The following is a 16,888-nucleotide window of genomic DNA, read 5'->3' as shown; positions in this document are numbered from 1 at the left end:
CATGAGCTATAACGCCCCCGTCAAGGACATGCTGTTCGTGCTGAAGGAACTCGCGGGCATCGACGCCGTCGCGCAGTTGCCGGGTTTCGAGGATGCCGGTTACGACACGGCGCAGGCCGTGCTCGAGGAGTCCGCGAAGTTCTGCGGCGAGGTGCTGGCGCCGCTGAACGTCGAGGGCGACCGCCACCCGAGCAGCTGGAAGGACGGTGTGGTGAGCGCGACGCCCGGCTTCGGCGACGCGTTCCGCCAGTTCGTCGAAGGCGGCTGGCAGGGGCTGCAGCATCCGGCCGAGTACGACGGCCAGGGGCTGCCGAAGCTGATCGCGACGCCGTGCATCGAGATGCTGAACGCCGCGAACCTGTCGTTCGCGCTGTGTCCGCTGCTCACCGACGGCGCGATCGAGGCGCTGCTGACGGCCGGCACCGACGAGCAGAAGCAGCGCTACGTGCCGAAGCTGATTTCCGGCGAATGGACCGGCACGATGAACCTGACCGAGCCGCAGGCGGGCTCCGACCTCGCGCTGGTGCGCTCGCGCGCCGAGCCGCAGGGCGACGGCACGTACAAGGTGTTCGGCACGAAGATCTTCATCACGTGGGGCGAGCACGACATGGCGGACAACATTGTCCACCTGGTGCTGGCGCGCACGCCGAACGCGCCGGAAGGCGTGAAGGGCATCTCGCTGTTCATCGTGCCGAAGTTCATGGTCAACGCGGACGGGTCGCTGGGCGCGCGCAACGACGTGCACTGCGTGTCGATCGAGCACAAGCTCGGGATCAAGGCGAGCCCGACGGCGGTGCTGCAGTACGGCGATCACGGCGGGGCGATCGGTTACCTCGTGGGCGAGGAGAACCGCGGCCTCGAATACATGTTCATCATGATGAACGCGGCGCGCTTCGGCGTCGGGATGCAGGGGATCGGCGTGGCGGACCGCGCGTACCAGAAGGCGGCGGCATTCGCGAAGGAGCGCGTGCAGAGCCGCCCGGTGGACGGCTCGGCCAGGCAGTCGGTGACGATCATCCATCACCCGGACGTGCGGCGGATGCTCGGCACGATGCGCGCGCTGACCGAAGGCGCGCGGGCGCTGGCGTACGTGGCGGCGTCGCACAGCGACATGGCCCATCGCCATGCGGACGAGGCGACGCGGGCGCGTCATCAGGCGATCTACGAGTATCTGGTGCCGGTGGTGAAGGGCTGGAGCACGGAGATGGTGAACGACGTGGCGAGCCTGGGCGTGCAGGTGCACGGCGGGATGGGCTTCATCGAGGAGACGGGCGCGGCGCAGTACTACCGCGATGCGCGGATCCTGGCGATCTACGAAGGGACGACGGCGATCCAGGCGAACGACCTGGTGGGCCGCAAGACGATGCGCGACGGGGGCGCGGTGGCGAAGGGGCTGCTCGCGGAGATCGACGCCACGGTGGCGGCGCTGGGCAAGCTGGACGGTGCGGCGGCCGCGTCGATGAAGGTACAGCTGGAGAAAGGTGCCCGCGCGCTGGCGTCGGCGGTGGATTACGTGCTGGCGAACGTGAAGCAGGACCCGAACGCGGTGTTCGCGGGGAGCGTGCCGTACCTGAAGCTGGCGGGCGTGGTGCTGTGCGGGTGGCAGATGGCGCGCGCGCTGGTGGCGGCGCAGGCGAACCGCGCGAGCGACCCGGCGTTCTTCGATGCGAAGATCGCGATCGCGCAATGTTATGCGGAACACATTCTCGTGCAGGCCGGCGCGCTCGAGGCGTCGATCGTCGGCGCGAAGGGCAACGAGAGCGTGCTCGCGTTGACGGAAGACCAGTTCTGACCGGTTGACGGTCGGGACGCAGGAGGAGACAGGATTTTGACCACACAGGACTTGCTCGCGCAATACGGCCCGCGCGAATCGATGGAATACGACGTCGTGATCGTCGGCGGCGGCCCCGCCGGGCTGTCGGCGGCGATCCGGCTCAAGCAGCTGGCCGCCGAGAAAGGCACCGAGATCGGCGTGTGCGTGCTCGAGAAGGGTTCCGAGATCGGCGCGCACATCCTGTCGGGCGCGGTGATGGACCCGCGCGCGATCACCGAACTGTTCCCCGACTGGAAGGAACGCGGCGCGCCGCTCGACGTCGAGGTGACGGAAGACCGCTTCCTGTTCCTGTCGGAGAGCAGCGCGGTCACCACGCCCAACTGGGCGCTGCCCGACAACTTCAAGAACCACGGCAACTACGTGATTTCGCTGGGCAACGTCACGCGCTGGCTGGGCCAGCAGGCCGAAGCGCTGGGCGTCGAGATCTTCCCCGGCTTCCCGGCCGCCGAGATCCTCTACAACGATGATGGCTCGGTCAAAGGCGTCGCCACCGGCAACATGGGCGTGGGCAAGGACGGCGAGCCGACCGAGAACTTCCAGCTCGGCATGGAGCTGCACGCGAAGTACACGCTGTTCGCCGAAGGCTGCCGCGGCCATCTGGGGCGGCAACTGATCGCGAAGTACAAGCTCGACGCGAACGCCGATCCGCAGGCGTACGGGATCGGCATCAAGGAACTGTGGGAAATCGATCCGGCCAAGCACAAGCCGGGCCTCGTGATCCACACGGCCGGCTGGCCGCTGAAGTCCGACACCTACGGCGGCTCGTTCCTGTATCACATGGACAACAACCAGGTCGTGGTCGGCTTCGTGGTGGGCCTGGGCTACACGAACCCGTACCTGTCGCCGTTCGAGGAATTCCAGCGCTACAAGACGCATCCGTCGATCCGCGCGTTCCTCGAAGGCGGCAAGCGCGTGTCGTACGGCGCGCGCGCGATCACGGCCGGCGGCCTGCTGTCGCTGCCGAAGACGGTGTTCCCGGGCGGCGCGCTGATCGGCGACGACGCGGGCTTCCTGAACGCATCGCGGATCAAGGGCAGCCACGCGGCGATCAAGACCGGCATGCTGGCGGCGGACGCGGCGTTCGACGCGGTGCAGGCCGGCCGCCAGTCGGACGAGTTGAACGCGTACCCGGACGCGTTCAAGCAGTCGTGGCTGTACACGGAGCTGTACCGCGCGCGCAACTTCAAGCAGTGGATGGCGAAGGGCCTGTACCTGGGCACGCTGATGGTCGGGCTCGAGCAGAAGGTGATGGGCGGCAACGTGCCGTGGACGCTGCACCACAAGCATGCGGATCACGAGATGCTGAAGCCGGCGTCGCAGTGCGAGCCGATCGAATACCCGAAGCCGGACGGCAAGCTGACGTTCGACCGGCTGTCGTCGGTGTTCATCTCGAACACGAACCACGAGGAGAACCAGCCGGCGCACCTGACGCTGAAGGATGCGAGCGTGCCGGTGAACGTGAACCTGCGCACGTATGCGGGGCCGGAGGGGCGTTTCTGTCCGGCGGCGGTGTACGAGTTCGTGAAGAACGACGACGGCAGCGACCGGCTGGTGATCAACGCGCAGAACTGCGTGCACTGCAAGACCTGCGACATCAAGGACCCGACGCAGAACATCGTGTGGGTCACGCCCGAGGGCGGCGGCGGGCCGAATTACCCGAACATGTAACGCAACGCATCCCCGCGCCCGCGGGCGCGAACGAACCGGAGTGAGACGATGAGCAATGCAGCGAAGGAAGTCGTGGTGGTGAGCGGTGTCCGTACCGCGATCGGTGATTTCGGCGGCAGCCTGAAGGATTTCTCGCCGACCGATCTCGGCGCGAAGGTGGTGGCCGAAGTGCTGTCGCGCGCGAACGTGTCGGGCGATGCGGTCGGCCATGTCGTGTTCGGCCACGTCGTGAACACCGAGCCGAAGGACATGTATCTCGCGCGCGTCGCGGCGATCAACGGCGGGGTCGCGCAGCACGCGCCGGCACTGACCGTGAACCGTCTGTGCGGCTCCGGCCTGCAGGCGATCGTGTCGGCCGCGCAGACGATCATGCTCGGCGATGCCGACGTCGCGATCGGCGGCGGCTCGGAAAGCATGAGCCGCGCGCCGTACACGGTGCCGGCCGCGCGTTTCGGCCAGCGCATGGGCGACGGCAAGCTCGTCGACATGATGCTCGGCGCGCTGCACGATCCGTTCCAGACGATCCACATGGGCGTGACGGCCGAGAACGTCGCGAAGCAATACGACATCTCGCGCGACGCGCAGGATGCGTTGGCGCTCGAATCGCATCGTCGCGCGGCGCGCGCGATCGCGGAAGGGCGCTTCAAGGACCAGATCCTGCCGATCTCGATCCGTACGAAGAAGGGCGAGGTGGCGTTCGATACCGACGAGCACGTGCGCCACGATGCCAGCGCGGACGATTTCACGAAGCTCAAGCCGGTGTTCGCGAAGGAGAACGGCACCGTGACGGCCGGCAACGCATCGGGCATCAACGATGCAGCCGCGGCCGTGCTGATGATGAGCGCGGATGCCGCGCGCGCGCAGGGCGTGAAGCCGCTGGCCCGCCTCGTCGCGTATGCGCACGCGGGCGTCGATCCGGCCTACATGGGCATCGGCCCGGTGCCGGCCACGCGCAAGGCGCTCGAACGCGCGGGCCTGAAGATCACCGATCTCGACGTGATCGAGGCGAACGAGGCGTTTGCCGCGCAGGCCTGCGCGGTCACGCAGGAGCTCGGCCTCGATCCCGCGAAGGTCAACCCGAACGGCTCGGGCATCTCGCTCGGTCACCCGATCGGTGCGACCGGTGCGCTGATCACGGTGAAGGCGCTGTACGAACTGAAGCGCATCGGCGGGCGTTACGCGCTCGTGACGATGTGTATCGGCGGCGGCCAGGGTATTGCTGCGATCTTCGAGAACATCTGATAATCGAACCCTCAGCACCCGAACACACAGGAACTACATGGCCATCGAAATCGTCGGCGTCGTGGGCGCCGGAACCATGGGTAACGGCATCGCGCAGACCGCGGCCGTTGCGGGACTCAACGTCGTGATGATCGACGTCAGCGACGCCGCGCTCGACAAGGGCGTCGCGACGCTGAAGGGCAGCCTCGAACGGCTCGTGTCGAAGGACAAGCTCGACGCGGCCGCACGCGACGCGGCGCTGGCGCGCATCACGACGTCGACCGACTACGCGAAGCTCGCATCGGTCGACATCGTGATCGAAGCCGCGACCGAGAACGTCGAGCTGAAGGGCCGCATCCTGGCGCAGATCGAGGCCGTCGCGCGCCCCGATGCGATCATCGCGACCAACACGTCGTCGATCTCGATCACCGCGCTCGCGGCGCGCCTTGCCGATCCGTCGCGTTTTCTCGGCATGCACTTCTTCAACCCGGTGCCGCTGATGCCGCTCGTCGAGATCATCCGCGGGCTGCAGACGAGCGACGCGACCGCGGCGGCCGTACGTGAGCTGACCGAGCGTTTCGACAAGTCGCCGATCGGCGTGCGCAACTCGCCGGGCTTCGTCGTGAACCGCATTCTCGTGCCGATGATCAACGAAGCGTTTTTCGTGCTGGCCGAAGGTATCGCGTCGGCCGAGGAAATCGACGCGGGGATGAAGCTCGGCGCGAACCACCCGATCGGGCCGCTCGCGCTGGCCGACCTCGTGGGCCTCGACGTGTGCCTCGCGGTGATGGACGTGTTCCTGAAGGATTTCGGCGATCCCAAGTATCGCGCATGCCCGCTGTTGCGCGAGATGGTGACGGCAGGGCGGCTCGGGCGCAAGACCGGGCGCGGGGTGTACGACTACAGCTGCCCCCCCGCGGCGGACACGCCGGCCGGTCTTCAACGCGGATGACGCGTCGCATCGGAGCTTGTGCCCCGGTGTCGGCTCGTCATCCGCGTTGTCTATTGGGCGACGTGCAAATGATGGCGGCATGGGCGTTGCATGCGATGACAATTCCTGACCATCCCGCGGTTTCGTCTGTGCAACTATTGGACGGGCAAGCGAGGCCCGTCATGCAGAATATCGACGGGCGGCCCGCTCGACGAGGAACGGCCGGATCGAGAGGATCGTCTGCCGGGCCTGCTGAAAGACAACGGATGATCTCGCGGCAACAAGCACTTCACCGCTTGCCGTCGCTGTTGGAATGACGACGCATTCTCGACATTGCGGCATCATGCGGTGGTGCGATTCGCGCCGGATTTCCCGTGACTCTCCGACGCAGCATCGCGGTCGTCTGATCAACGCAATCGAATATCAACAAGATGAAAATAAATACGGGCCTTTTCGGGGTGTTGCTGTCCGTTGCGACGGCAACGGCATATGGGTTGGGCGTGCAGAGCGCACCTGCCGAACCGGCGGTTGTCGCACCGGCGGTCAGTCCGGCCGTCAAGCTGACGCAGGCGCAGATCGTTGAACGGGCGCGCGCCTACATGGTGCAGATCGGGGTGGATCCCGATTCGGAAAACGGGCGGATCATCGTTGCGTGGTTCACCCGGGTAGCGCAAAACCCGGACTATCTCGCCAGACTGTCCAGCATGCGCAGCCTGTCCGCCGACGGCAGCAACATGATCCTGCCTCCGGCCGAACGGCTGCGGTTCCTTCGGCTGATGAGGGACATCGCGAACGAATCCGGGAGCGGCTGCGAAATCCCGAAGGTGACCGGCGGCAATCTGGCATCGATCGCGAAGACGTCGTCGCCGAAGGCGTTGCGCGGCACGTTCGAGCTGATGGACCTGATCGGCGAGCGCAAGGGCGTCTCGTCCGGCGACGATGAACACTACACCGTCGCCGAATTGCTCGCCGTCAACGCGCGGATGGACGAGATCGAGGTGCCGCCATGGCTCGCGAAGCAGGACGAGCCGAGCACGTGTGCGCTGATCAGGTTCGCCGTCGATTCGCTCGACAAGTTTCCGGAGCCGGACCAGCGGCGGGCGACTTATGAACTCTTCAAGCTGATCGCCGGCGGGAAGTCGGCGTCCGAGACCGTGCTGGCCGATCCCGGCGCGTATCTCGACGACGTGTTCGACGATCGCCGCCTGCCGGATGCCATTCGCGGCCAATTGCCGCCCGACGGCAGCCGGCCGCTGCCTTATGCGCGCCTGAGCATTGACGGGGAATGGGTGAACAAGACGACGCCGCGGGATTCGGGTCCGTACGTCGATACCTACGTCAATCGACGCAACAACGGTGTGGTCGCCGAGCTGATGACCACGAAAGACGCGTCGGGGAACACGAACTGGGCGTCATTCGGCATGGGCTACGGGCTCACCGAACTGCTGGACCAGACCGTGCGCGCACCCCGCTACGCCACCACGCTCCGGACGCTGAAGGCAGCGTCCGCGATCGTGGCGGCGAACGAACCGATGACCGAGGGCCAGCGTATCGAGATCGCGTTGCCGCAGCCGTCCAGCCATGGGCAACTGACCCGCCGATGCGACATCGGCAAGACGGAGCCCGCGTCGACGATCTTCGGCACGTTGACCGGCAATGCCGTCAACCTGGATTGCAGCGAGGTCCGCAAGGACGGCACGAAGACGCGCGTGCGCTCCGTATGGCTGGCCGACTACCGGGTCGAATTGACCCGGACGATCGACGACCAGGATGGCAGGACCGACGTCATCATCAAGAACGTCACGGTCACGCAGCCATGAGGCCTACGGATGAACCGGCGCGCCGCGCGGTCGCGAGCGGGCGGGCGGTGTTTGGCCGTGCGCCGACATGGCCGGCGCGTGCCGTCGGCATGGCGGTGGCGTTGAGTGTCGGGGCGAGCGGCGTTTCTGCGTCGCAACCCGAATGGTCGCCGCTGTCGCCCATCGGCCATGCGGCGATACCGGCCATGCAACGCACGGTGTCCGTTCCTGTCGCCGATGACACGACGCCCTGCGTGCTGGCATTGAGCGCCTGGTTCGGCAGCGTTCCGTCGCCCGATCGACCGGAGCGGCGGCGCAGCCTCTGCCGGCGCGAGGCCGAGGCCGGCAACCTGACGGCCCGCGCGCTCTACGGGCAGATGGTGCTGCACGGCTATGCGGGTCGGCCGGACCGGATGCACGGCTTGACGATCCTCGAATCGGCGGCGAACGACGGGTCGACGCTGGCCAAGCGCACACTCGGTTACCTCTACTACGACGGTGTCGCGCTGCCGCGAAACTATGCGGTGGCGCACGCATGGTTCGCGTCGGCGTCGCGCGATGGCGACATGGCATCGATGAACCAGCTCGGCGGGATGAGTGCTGACGGCGCCGGGCAGCCGGCCGACGACGTTGCCGCCTATCGCTACTTCGTGACGGCAGCCGAGGGCGGGTCGGCCGCGGGCGCGACCAATGCGGGGAAATTCGCGCTGGCAGGCCGTGGGGTGCCGCGCGACCCGGCGGTCGCGGTGGCGTGGCTGGCGCGCGCCGCGGCCAGTGGCGAACCGAATGGTCAGTTCCTGCTCGGGCTGATACTGGTCCGGGGCGACGGCGTCCCGCGCGATGTCGGCCAGGGAACGATGTGGCTGCGCGCCGCGGCAGACCAGCAACATACCGAAGCACGGGCGGTGCTGGGCAATCTCTATCTCGACGGCATCGGCGTGCCGCGAGACGCGCGTCGGGGTTTCGGCCTGATGTCGGCCGCGGCGCAGGCCGGCTCGTCTTATGCGCAGCGCAGGCTCGGCGACCTGTACGGCAGCGGGACGGGGGTGGCGCGCGACGATGCAAAGGCGCGCGACTGGTACCGGAAAGCCGCGCTGGCCGGAGACGCGCGGGCGCGTCATGCATTGGCCAAGCTCTATCTGTCTGGCCGGGGCGGCCCGGTCGACAAGGAGGCCGCATTGGGATGGATGCGGGGGGCGGCCGAAGCGGGCCTGGCCGCCGCCCAGAACGATCTCGGCGCGATGCTGCGGAACGGCCTCGGGACGCATCCGGATCCGGCCGCCGCGAGACCGTGGTTCGAAAAGGCAGACGCGCAGGGCGATGGTGCGGCGGCGACCAACCTGTCCCGTTACGCGGCACGCGGCGACGGTGAACCGGTGGATCTGCACAAGGCGTTGCGGCTGGCGACACGCGGTGCGCAGCGCGGCGATGCGGCGGGCGCGCTGATCGCCGCCGGCATGACGTGGCGCGGAGAGGGGACGCGTGTCGACCGGGCGCAGGCGATGCGGTGGTTCCGGTTCGCCGCGGACCGCGGCGATATCGACGCGGCGCGCTGGGTCGGCTATCAGCTTCTGACGGGTGCCGACGGCATGCCGCGCGACGAGCAGGCGGGCCTGCGTTATCTATCGCAGGCCGCCGACGCCGGCGATCAGGCCGCCGGCGTGTTGATCGGGTTCTACCTCGGCGAGCACCACCAGTCGTTCGAGGGCCGGACAGGGCTCCAGTGGCTCTCGGATCTCGCGAACCGCAAGGTGCCCGCCGCGTATTCGGCGCTGGGATCGCTGTACTGGCGTGAACAGCCGGCGACCGCGTTCGACTGGTTCTCGCGCGGCGCGAAGCTGGGCGACGTCAGCTCGCAAGCGATGCTGTGCACGATGCATCTGGATGGCAGCGGCACACCGCGCAGCCCGGTCGAGGCCGCGCGCTGGTGCCGCGCGGCGGCCGTGGGCAACCACGCCGGCGCCATGCGCGTGCTGGCGTCGGCCGACAACGGTCTGGTTGCCGCCGACGAGCGGGCGTACTGGCGGTGGAAGCTCGCGGATCGCGGCGAACCGGCGTATCAGTCGATGCTCGGCGATGCATACGATCTGGGCGATGGCGTACCGGTGGACTTCGATGCCGCCATGTACTGGTTCCGCCGCGCGGCGGATCGGGGCGACGTCTCGGCGCAGGGTTCGCTCGCCTGGCATCTGTCGAACGGGCTCGGCGGTCGAACCGACGACTACGAGGCGTTCGCTTGGGCGCTGCGTGCCGCGCCGTCGAGCGCCGACGCGAAGAGAATGGTGGGCGTCGCCTATCTGCACGGCCGTGGCGTAGCGAGCGATCCGAAGGAAGCGGCCGTCTGGCTCAACCGCGCGGCGTCGGCCGGATCGCCGTGGGCGGAAAGCGAACTTGCGGTGATGTACGAAACCGGCGACGGCGTGCCCGCGAATGAAGCGACCGCGCAGGACCTGCATCGTCGCGCGTCCCGCCAGGGTTCGGTGCTCTCCGAGATCGCGCTGGCGCTGCGCAGCGTCACGCGCGGAACGGAGGCAGGGCTGTCGACCGGGGAGCGGCGCTGGCTTGTGCCGGCCGATCCGGTGGCGACGCTGTGGAGCGATCCGCCGGTCAATGCGTTGGCGGCCGCCAACCGTCAATGGGAGGGCTTGTCGAGCCTGAACGAGGCGTTGCGTGGCGATCCGTTCATGCAATACGCGGCCGGTATCCGGTTCCTGACCGGCAACGGCTTGCCGAGAGACCGGGCGCTGGGCGCAGCATGGGTCGAGCGTGCGCGTGCGAGCTTCGATGCGATGCCCGGTCTCGGACAGTACGGCGTTGCCGCGACGCGGGTCGAGGCGCGTATTTCCCGGCGGCTGGATGACGCGGAAAAAAGGCGAGCCGCCGACATCGCGGGAAACTTGATCGCGACGCTACCGTGAGCCATGAAGAACACCCTGAAAAACGCCTGGCGCGGCACCGAGCGCCTCTGGAAAGTCTGGTGGCTGATCGGCGTGCCGCTCGGCCTGCTGTTCATCCCGTTGCTCGTGCTGGTGCAGGGGCCGGCGTATCCGGTCGCGCTGCGCATCGTGGCATTCGTCGCTTATATCGTGCCGTTCTGTGCATGGATGCGTTGCGCATGGATGTGTGCGCCGAACGTCGAGAATCGCATCTGGACGACCGTCGCGCGCGCGGTCATCGTCTATCGCGTCGGTTCGCTCGCAGTCATCCTTTTTCATCTCGGTTGATCGCGTGAAATACCCGTGCCGCGCGCTTCGCTGCAAGAAGCGGTGCGCGGGCCCGATGTCGTGCAAGGGGCGGGACCGTGCGGCGCCGTTCCGCAGCTATGCGTCGAGCACCGCCAGATCGCGCGGCAGCGTGTGCTTGAACATCGTGAGGATCTGCCGCGCGGCCTTCGGCGGCAGCGTGATCGCGTGACGCACGGCCGCCGCGATCTGGATCATCATCAGCTCGGCGAACGCGCTCCGCTGTGCGCGTGTCGTGTCGCGCGCCACTTCTCCCAACGCGTCCGCGAGCAGGCCGGCCAGGAACTCGCCGTCCGCCCGGTCGAGCGCCTGCAGCGCGCGGTCGGCCTGCGTCGCGCGCCAGATGTCGCGCATCAGCGGCTCGTCGACGAACATCCGGTAGTAGCTGTCCGTGATGCGCGCGAGCGTGTCGTGCAGGTCGCCCAGCGTCTTCAGCGTCGCGAGGTCGCGCCGCACGCATTCATGCCCGGCCGCGTTGTAGCGCTCCGCGAGCGTGCCGATCACGGCCGCCTTGTCCGGAAAGTACTGATACAGCGAACCGAACGAGATGCCCGTGCGTTCGACGATGTCGCTCATCCGGAACGCGTCGCACCCCTTCTCGATCATTACTTCCGACGCGCACGCCAGGATGCGCTCGAACCGCTCGCGGCTGCGCTGCTGCGTCGGGACGAGCCGTGCACGCGCCGGTGCGTCCGCTGCCGCCGCTTCGGGCTCGGTGGTTTGCCCCGATTTTTGTCGGCCCATGCCGCCTCCGGAAAAACTTGACGTTGCTAATGCGAGAGTCTATCGTGTTTTTAAAACGCGAGAAATTCTCGCATTTTTGTCAAAGGAGACGCACATGTCGGCACTTCCCATCCTCGTCGTCGGCGGTTCGGGCAAGACGGGCGCCCGCGTCGATGCACGGCTGCGCGCGCGCGGCATCGCGACGCGGCCCGTATCGCGTACGTCGGCCGTCCGCTTCGACTGGACGGCGCCGGCGACCTGGCCGGCCGCGCTTGAGGGCGTGTCGGCTGCATATGTGACCTACCAGCCCGACCTGTCCGTTGAAGGCGCTGTGGAAGCGATCGCGGCCTTTGCGCGGCTCGCGCGGGAACGCGGCGTCGCGCGCGTCGTGCTGCTGTCCGGGCGCGGCGAGCCCGGCGCGCAAGCGGCCGAGGCTGCATTGCAGGCGTCGGGCATCGGCTGGGGTGTCGTGCGGGCAAGCTGGTTCAATCAGAACTTCTCGGAAGGTTATCTGCTCGACGGCGTGCTGGCCGGTGAAGTCGCGCTGCCGGCCGGCGCCGTGCGCGAGCCGTTCGTCGATGCGGACGATATCGCCGACGTGGTCGTGGCGGCGCTCACCGACGTGCGGTTCGCTGACCGCGTGATCGCAGTCACGGGCCCGCGCGCGCTGACGTTTGCCGAAGCCGTCGGCGAAATTGCACGCGCCGCCGGCCGGCCGGTTACCTATCGCGAGATTTCACACGGCGCGTTCGTCGCCGGACTGCACGAGGTCGGGGTGCCGGAGCCGGTCGTCGCGTTGCTCGACGATCTGTTCCGCGTGGTGCTCGACGGGCGCAACAGCGCGGTGGCGCATGGCATCGAGGAGACGCTCGGGCGGCCGGCGCGCGATTTCGCCGACTACGCGCGGGCGACGGCCGCAACCGGCGTGTGGAGCGCCTGATCATGATCGCGTTCGTGACTGCCGCGTTGCTGTGGGGTTCGGCCATCGGCTGCGGGCTGATGGCCGGCGTGTACTTCGCGTTCTCGACGTTCGTGATGACGTCGCTCGGGCGGCTCGCGCCACAGGCCGGCGTGGCCGCGATGAACGCGATCAACGTGGACATCGTGCGCTCGCCGTTCATGCCGCTGTTCCTCGGCACGACGCTGATGGCGCTCGCACTCGTCGTGATCGCGCTGTTCGATCGCGGCCAGCCGGGCGCGATGGCGGCGGTCGCGGGTGGCGTGCTCTATGTATTCGGCATGTTCGCGGTGACGATGGCCGTCAACGTGCCGCTCAACGACGCGCTCGCCGCGGCCGATCCGGCGACCGCGCAAGGCGCGGCGCTCTGGACGCGCTACCTGCGCGACTGGACGATGTGGAATCACGTGCGCACGGTCGCGTCGGCGGTTGCGTGCGTGTGTTTCATCGCGGGGATTGCGGCGCGGTAGCGGCAGAGTGCGGGCGAGGCGCCACGGCCGATGCAACGGGGACCGTATCGCCGTCAATCGTCAGGATATTGAAGCATCGTGCTCCGGCCGCATTGGCGAAACACCCGATTTGAACGGAATACGCTTTCCCCGGATGATATGTGGACAAACATCGGGCACGCGACCGACCGCGTGTCGGGGATGTACCGGGGAGGTGCCGTGAACGGAATCGTCAGACCATTCGCGCGAATTGCCGCGCCGACCTCGGCCGCTCGCTAGGCGAAGGGAGGAGACATGCGGCCGGGTTCGCAATTACGATTCGATCCACGGCGTCGTGTGATGCTCGGCCGTTTGTCCGCGCTAGCCGCGCTGCCGTGGCTCGATGGCCCGGCAGTGCAGGCGGCGCTTCGCGATGCGCCGCGTGCGGCACTCGTGATCGGCAATGCCGCGTATCCGCGCGCGGCGCTCGACAATCCCGTCAACGATGCAACCGCGATCGCCGACGTGCTGGGCAGACTCGGTTTTTCGATCGATCGCCGGCTCGATGCAGGCCGCCAGTCGATGGTCGACGCGATCGGCGAATTCTGCGCGAAGGTCACGCGTACGCAATCCGTTGCGCTGTTTTATTTCGCCGGGCACGGGATACAGATCGACTGGCGTAACTACTTGCTGCCCATCGATGTCCGGCTCGCGCGCGCGGACGACGTGATGCGGCAGTCCGTCGATGTCGCGACGCTGCTCGACGGCCTCGGCAAGGCCGACACGCCGACAAGTGTCGTGATTCTCGATGCGTGCCGCGATAATCCGTTCGGTGCGGCGGGCAAGACGGGATCGGGATTGAGCCAGATGGACGCGCCGACACGCACGCTGCTCGCGTATGCAACCGCACCCGGCAATGTCGCGTCGGACGGCGATGGCCGAAACGGTCTCTACACCGAGAACCTGCTCAAGGAAATCGTGCGCCCGGGCGTGCAGATCGAGGACGTGTTCAAGCGCGTGCGGCTGTCCGTGCGGCAGCGCTCGCAGGGGCGGCAGATTCCGTGGGAGAGCACGTCGCTCGAAGACGACTTCTTTTTCGTGCCGCCGGCCGACGCACATGTGCCGACGCAGGCGGAGCGCGACGCGGCGTTCGGCAAGGATCGCGATGACTGGCAGGCGGCGCAGCAGTCCGGCACCGCGCAAGCGATCTTCGCGTACCTGAAAGCGCATCCGAACGGACATTTCAGCGAAATCGCCCAGGTCGAACTGGATCGTCTGCTGGCAGAGAGCGGCGAGCAACGGATCAGGGTTCAGACCTCATCCGCGAATCCGTACAGCCAGGGCAGTGCGGAAGCCGGCAGGATCGCGCTTGGCGACCGTTACGTTTACCGGTTCGTCGATCGTCTTCATCAGGACGAGCGGGTGTTCGTGCATCGCGTAACGCGTATCGTCGGCGACCGGATCGAATTCAACGGCGGCAAATTCGTGACCGATCTGCTCGGCAATCCGCGCCGAGAGGCCGACGGCGGCGTGCTTGGCGACAACCAGCTGTTCGCGAGCGAGTACTCGATCGGCAAGGAATGGATCACGCGCTTCGACTACACGTTTCCGAATGGCAAGGTGGACGTCGTCGAACTGACATGCAGGGTGGTCGCGCGCGAGACGATCGACGTGCCGGCCGGTCGCTTCGACGCGTTTCGGGTCGAGGCGAACGGCTGGCGGCTGTATGTGCCGTCGCGGCGCGCCCGGACGTACTGGGTCGCCCCGGGCAAGGTGCCGCGCTTCGTCGCGATCGATACCGTGAACTACGACCGGCACGGCGTCATGTCCGCAAGCGAGCGCCGCGAACTGATGTCGTTCACGAAAACGTGACACACGTATCCGGCTGCCGAGGAGTACGATCATGTGCCGTCGCCTCCGCTTCTCCATCGCGTGCGTTCTGCTTGCGGCCGCCGCGCGGCCCGTGTCCGCGCAGACCGGTCATGCCACGGGGCTCGTCGACGACCCGCCCGCCGTGCTCGCGGCCGTGCCGCGCCAGCCTGCTTATCGCGCGTACCTGCCTCCGCGCTCGGATTTCACACGCTATTTCCCGCTCGTGCGCTCGCAGGGCGAGCAGGGTTCCTGTACGGCCTGGGCGACCGGCTACAACGCGCTTAGCGCCGCCTTCAACCTGCAGCTCGAACGGCAGGGCGCGGCGGGCGGTGAGCGGCGTCGCGTTGCCTTCAGCCCGGCCTACCTGTTCAACCTGCTGCATCGCGGCCGCTGCGAGGGCGGCACGTCGGTCACGGCCGCCCTCGATGCGATTCACGACAACGGCCTCGTCACGTTCGACGGCTTGCCGTACGACCCGAAGACGTGTTCGGCGCTGCCCGACGACCTGCGCATGCGCGACGCGCGCAACAATCGCCTGCTTACCTACAGCCTGATCGACAAGGATGACCGCGACGTCCTCGAGAAGATTCGCGGCGCGGTCTTCGCGCGCAAGCCGGTTGTGATCGGGATCTATTCGGGCGACATCACGAGCGCGCTGCAGCGATACCGCGGCGGGGTTTTCCGCGACGTGCTGCCGAAGGAGAATGCGCACGCGATGGTCATCGCCGGCTATGACGACGCGAGCCAGACCTTCACTGTCGTCAACTCATGGGGCGAGCACTGGGGCGAACAGGGGCTGCTGCGCATCGACTACCAAACGCTGCTCACGAACTTGTCGAACGGCCCGTTCGTCATCGATGAAATCGACCCGGACGGGATTCGGCGGTTGCTGACCGCCGCGCATGTCGAACCGGAGCCGCCGCCGGTGCCGCCGGTGATTCGACAGAACGTGTCGCCTGATGCGCTGCGCGATGCGATCCGGCGCCGCGTGGACAAACTGCAGTGCGCGCGCGTTGACGCCGGTGTGGCGGCTGACCGAAGCGTGGCGCTAACGGGCTTCGTCGGCTCTCAGGGCGATCTCGACGCATTGCTGAAGGCCGTTGCTGCGATGCCGGATTCAGGGCGCGTCGACAATCGCGTGACCGTGCATCCGTGGCCGCAATGCGAGGTCTACCTGAGTTTCGACCAGGGGCTGCGCCATGCGGGCGGGCTCGACGTGAAAGCGGTCGGACACCCGGCCGAGCGCTATCGGGAAGGCGATTCGCTCGCGCTGCAGGTGACGAGTCCAGGCTATCCGAGCTACTTGTATGTCGCGTACCTGCAGGCGAGCGGCGAAGTCGTCTATCTGAGCTGGCCGGAAGGCGCGTCGCCGCGCCCTGTTCCACCGCGCAGCCGGCTCGTGTTCGGCGGTGGCAGGAACGGTCAGCCCGTGTATCGCGTCGCGAAACCTTTTGGCGACGAGATCGTCGTCGTGATCGCGTCGCGCCGGCGGCTCGTCGTGGGCACACTGCCCGACAAGGAGGTCGATCGCGAATTCCTGACGAAATTCCGGATGCCGCTGCTCGACCCCGATCCGGCGGCCTCCGCGCACGACGCAGTGGCGGTTGCCGTGTTGCCTTTGAAGACGGTGGCGAAGGAGTGAACGCATGAAGACGATGCTTGCCGCGCGCATCGCGGCCTGCCTGTGGTGCGCTGGCGGATTTGCCGCGTTGCCTGTCCATGCCGGCGATGTAGCCGACATGCGGCCGTCTGCCGACGAAATCGTGCGTCAGCTCGCGCCGCATGGCGCGAGCCGCAGCTTGCGCGGCATCGTCGTCGAACGGGCACCGGTGCGCACGCAGGATGATACGCCGGGCCCGCCGTCCGTGAACCTCGCGATCCAGTTCGATTTCTCGTCGGCCCGTTTCACGCCGGGCAGCCGGGTGCTGCTCGACAACCTCGGTCATGCGCTGAGCGACGACGCGCTCGCGCACGCCCGGTTCCGGATCGTCGGGCACACCGACGCGTCTGGCAACCCGAGCACGAATCTCTCTCTGTCGAGGCGGCGCGCGCAGGCCGTTGCGGACTACCTCGTGTCGACCTTCGGGATCGACGGCACGCGGCTCGCAGTCGAGGGTGTGGGCAGTGCGCGCCCGAAAGACCCGGCGCATCCGCGTGCGGCCGTGAACCGGCGGGTCGAAGTCGTGAATCTCGACGGCGGCCAGTGAGTCGG

General features: G+C 67.5%; 13 protein-coding genes. 12 read left to right on the top strand and 1 reads right to left on the bottom strand.

The window, feature by feature from the left end; genetic code table 11:
• Window position 1 precedes the first annotated feature (1 nt).
• The 7 genes from AC1VVG_RS34250 (at window position 2) to AC1VVG_RS34220 (ending at window position 10,677) form a co-directional block, all read left to right on the top strand.
• On the top strand, window positions 2-1,792 hold the full coding sequence (locus AC1VVG_RS34250) for an acyl-CoA dehydrogenase (RefSeq protein ID WP_482837587.1): 1,791 nt from the start codon (window positions 2-4) through the stop codon (window positions 1,790-1,792).
• An 81-nt stretch (window positions 1,793-1,873) separates the two neighbouring features.
• The gene (locus AC1VVG_RS34245) at window positions 1,874-3,502 is read left to right on the top strand and encodes an electron transfer flavoprotein-ubiquinone oxidoreductase (protein ID WP_209392573.1); all 1,629 of its coding nucleotides are present in this window, start codon (window positions 1,874-1,876) and stop codon (window positions 3,500-3,502) included.
• Between the two features lie 48 nt (window positions 3,503-3,550).
• Window positions 3,551-4,744, top strand: coding sequence for a beta-ketothiolase BktB (gene bktB, locus AC1VVG_RS34240; protein WP_034191088.1), 1,194 nt, complete (start codon window positions 3,551-3,553; stop codon window positions 4,742-4,744).
• Window positions 4,745-4,781: 37 nt separating this feature from the next.
• Window positions 4,782-5,675 carry a 3-hydroxybutyryl-CoA dehydrogenase gene (locus tag AC1VVG_RS34235; protein ID WP_482837586.1) on the top strand — a complete coding sequence of 298 codons (894 nt, stop codon included), beginning with the start codon at window positions 4,782-4,784 and terminating at the stop codon, window positions 5,673-5,675.
• Between the two features lie 410 nt (window positions 5,676-6,085).
• On the top strand, window positions 6,086-7,474 hold the full coding sequence (locus tag AC1VVG_RS34230; RefSeq protein ID WP_482837585.1) for a hypothetical protein: 1,389 nt from the start codon (window positions 6,086-6,088) through the stop codon (window positions 7,472-7,474).
• On the top strand, window positions 7,471-10,371 hold the full coding sequence (locus AC1VVG_RS34225; protein WP_482837584.1) for a tetratricopeptide repeat protein: 2,901 nt from the start codon (window positions 7,471-7,473) through the stop codon (window positions 10,369-10,371). Before AC1VVG_RS34230 ends, AC1VVG_RS34225 begins: the two co-directional genes overlap by 4 nt.
• A 3-nt stretch (window positions 10,372-10,374) precedes the next feature.
• Window positions 10,375-10,677: a hypothetical protein gene (locus AC1VVG_RS34220; RefSeq protein ID WP_482837583.1), complete on the top strand. Its 303-nt coding sequence runs from the start codon at window positions 10,375-10,377 to the stop codon at window positions 10,675-10,677.
• 96 nt (window positions 10,678-10,773) lie between these two features.
• Here AC1VVG_RS34220 and AC1VVG_RS34215 read toward each other — a convergent pair whose 3' ends face one another.
• Complete coding sequence (locus AC1VVG_RS34215) at window positions 10,774-11,439, bottom strand: TetR/AcrR family transcriptional regulator (protein WP_200087867.1); 666 nt, start codon at window positions 11,437-11,439, stop codon at window positions 10,774-10,776.
• Window positions 11,440-11,533: 94 nt separating this feature from the next.
• Here AC1VVG_RS34215 and AC1VVG_RS34210 point away from each other — a divergent pair, with 94 nt between their 5' ends.
• The 5 genes from AC1VVG_RS34210 (at window position 11,534) to AC1VVG_RS34190 (ending at window position 16,883) form a co-directional block, all read left to right on the top strand.
• Window positions 11,534-12,358 carry a Rossmann-fold NAD(P)-binding domain-containing protein gene (locus tag AC1VVG_RS34210; protein WP_482837582.1) on the top strand — a complete coding sequence of 275 codons (825 nt, stop codon included), beginning with the start codon at window positions 11,534-11,536 and terminating at the stop codon, window positions 12,356-12,358.
• Window positions 12,359-12,360: 2 nt separating this feature from the next.
• Entirely contained in the window at window positions 12,361-12,846 is a 486-nt protein-coding gene (locus AC1VVG_RS34205) for an anthrone oxygenase family protein (RefSeq protein ID WP_069706457.1), read from the top strand.
• A 318-nt stretch (window positions 12,847-13,164) separates the two neighbouring features.
• Window positions 13,165-14,676, top strand: a complete 1,512-nt coding sequence (locus AC1VVG_RS34200) for a caspase family protein (protein ID WP_049030027.1) — start codon at window positions 13,165-13,167, stop codon at window positions 14,674-14,676.
• Window positions 14,677-14,707: 31 nt separating this feature from the next.
• Entirely contained in the window at window positions 14,708-16,318 is a 1,611-nt protein-coding gene (locus AC1VVG_RS34195; RefSeq protein WP_049030028.1) for a C1 family peptidase, read from the top strand.
• 4 nt (window positions 16,319-16,322) lie between these two features.
• A complete protein-coding gene (locus tag AC1VVG_RS34190) occupies window positions 16,323-16,883 on the top strand; it encodes an OmpA family protein (RefSeq protein ID WP_051701087.1) in 561 nt (186 codons plus the stop codon).
• The last annotated feature ends 5 nt before the right edge of the window (window positions 16,884-16,888 follow it).

It is taken from the genome of Burkholderia sp. L-4, from assembly GCF_056856535.1.
The sequence above is the reverse complement of the archived record's forward strand: the minus strand, read 5'-3'. Positions and strand labels throughout refer to the sequence as shown.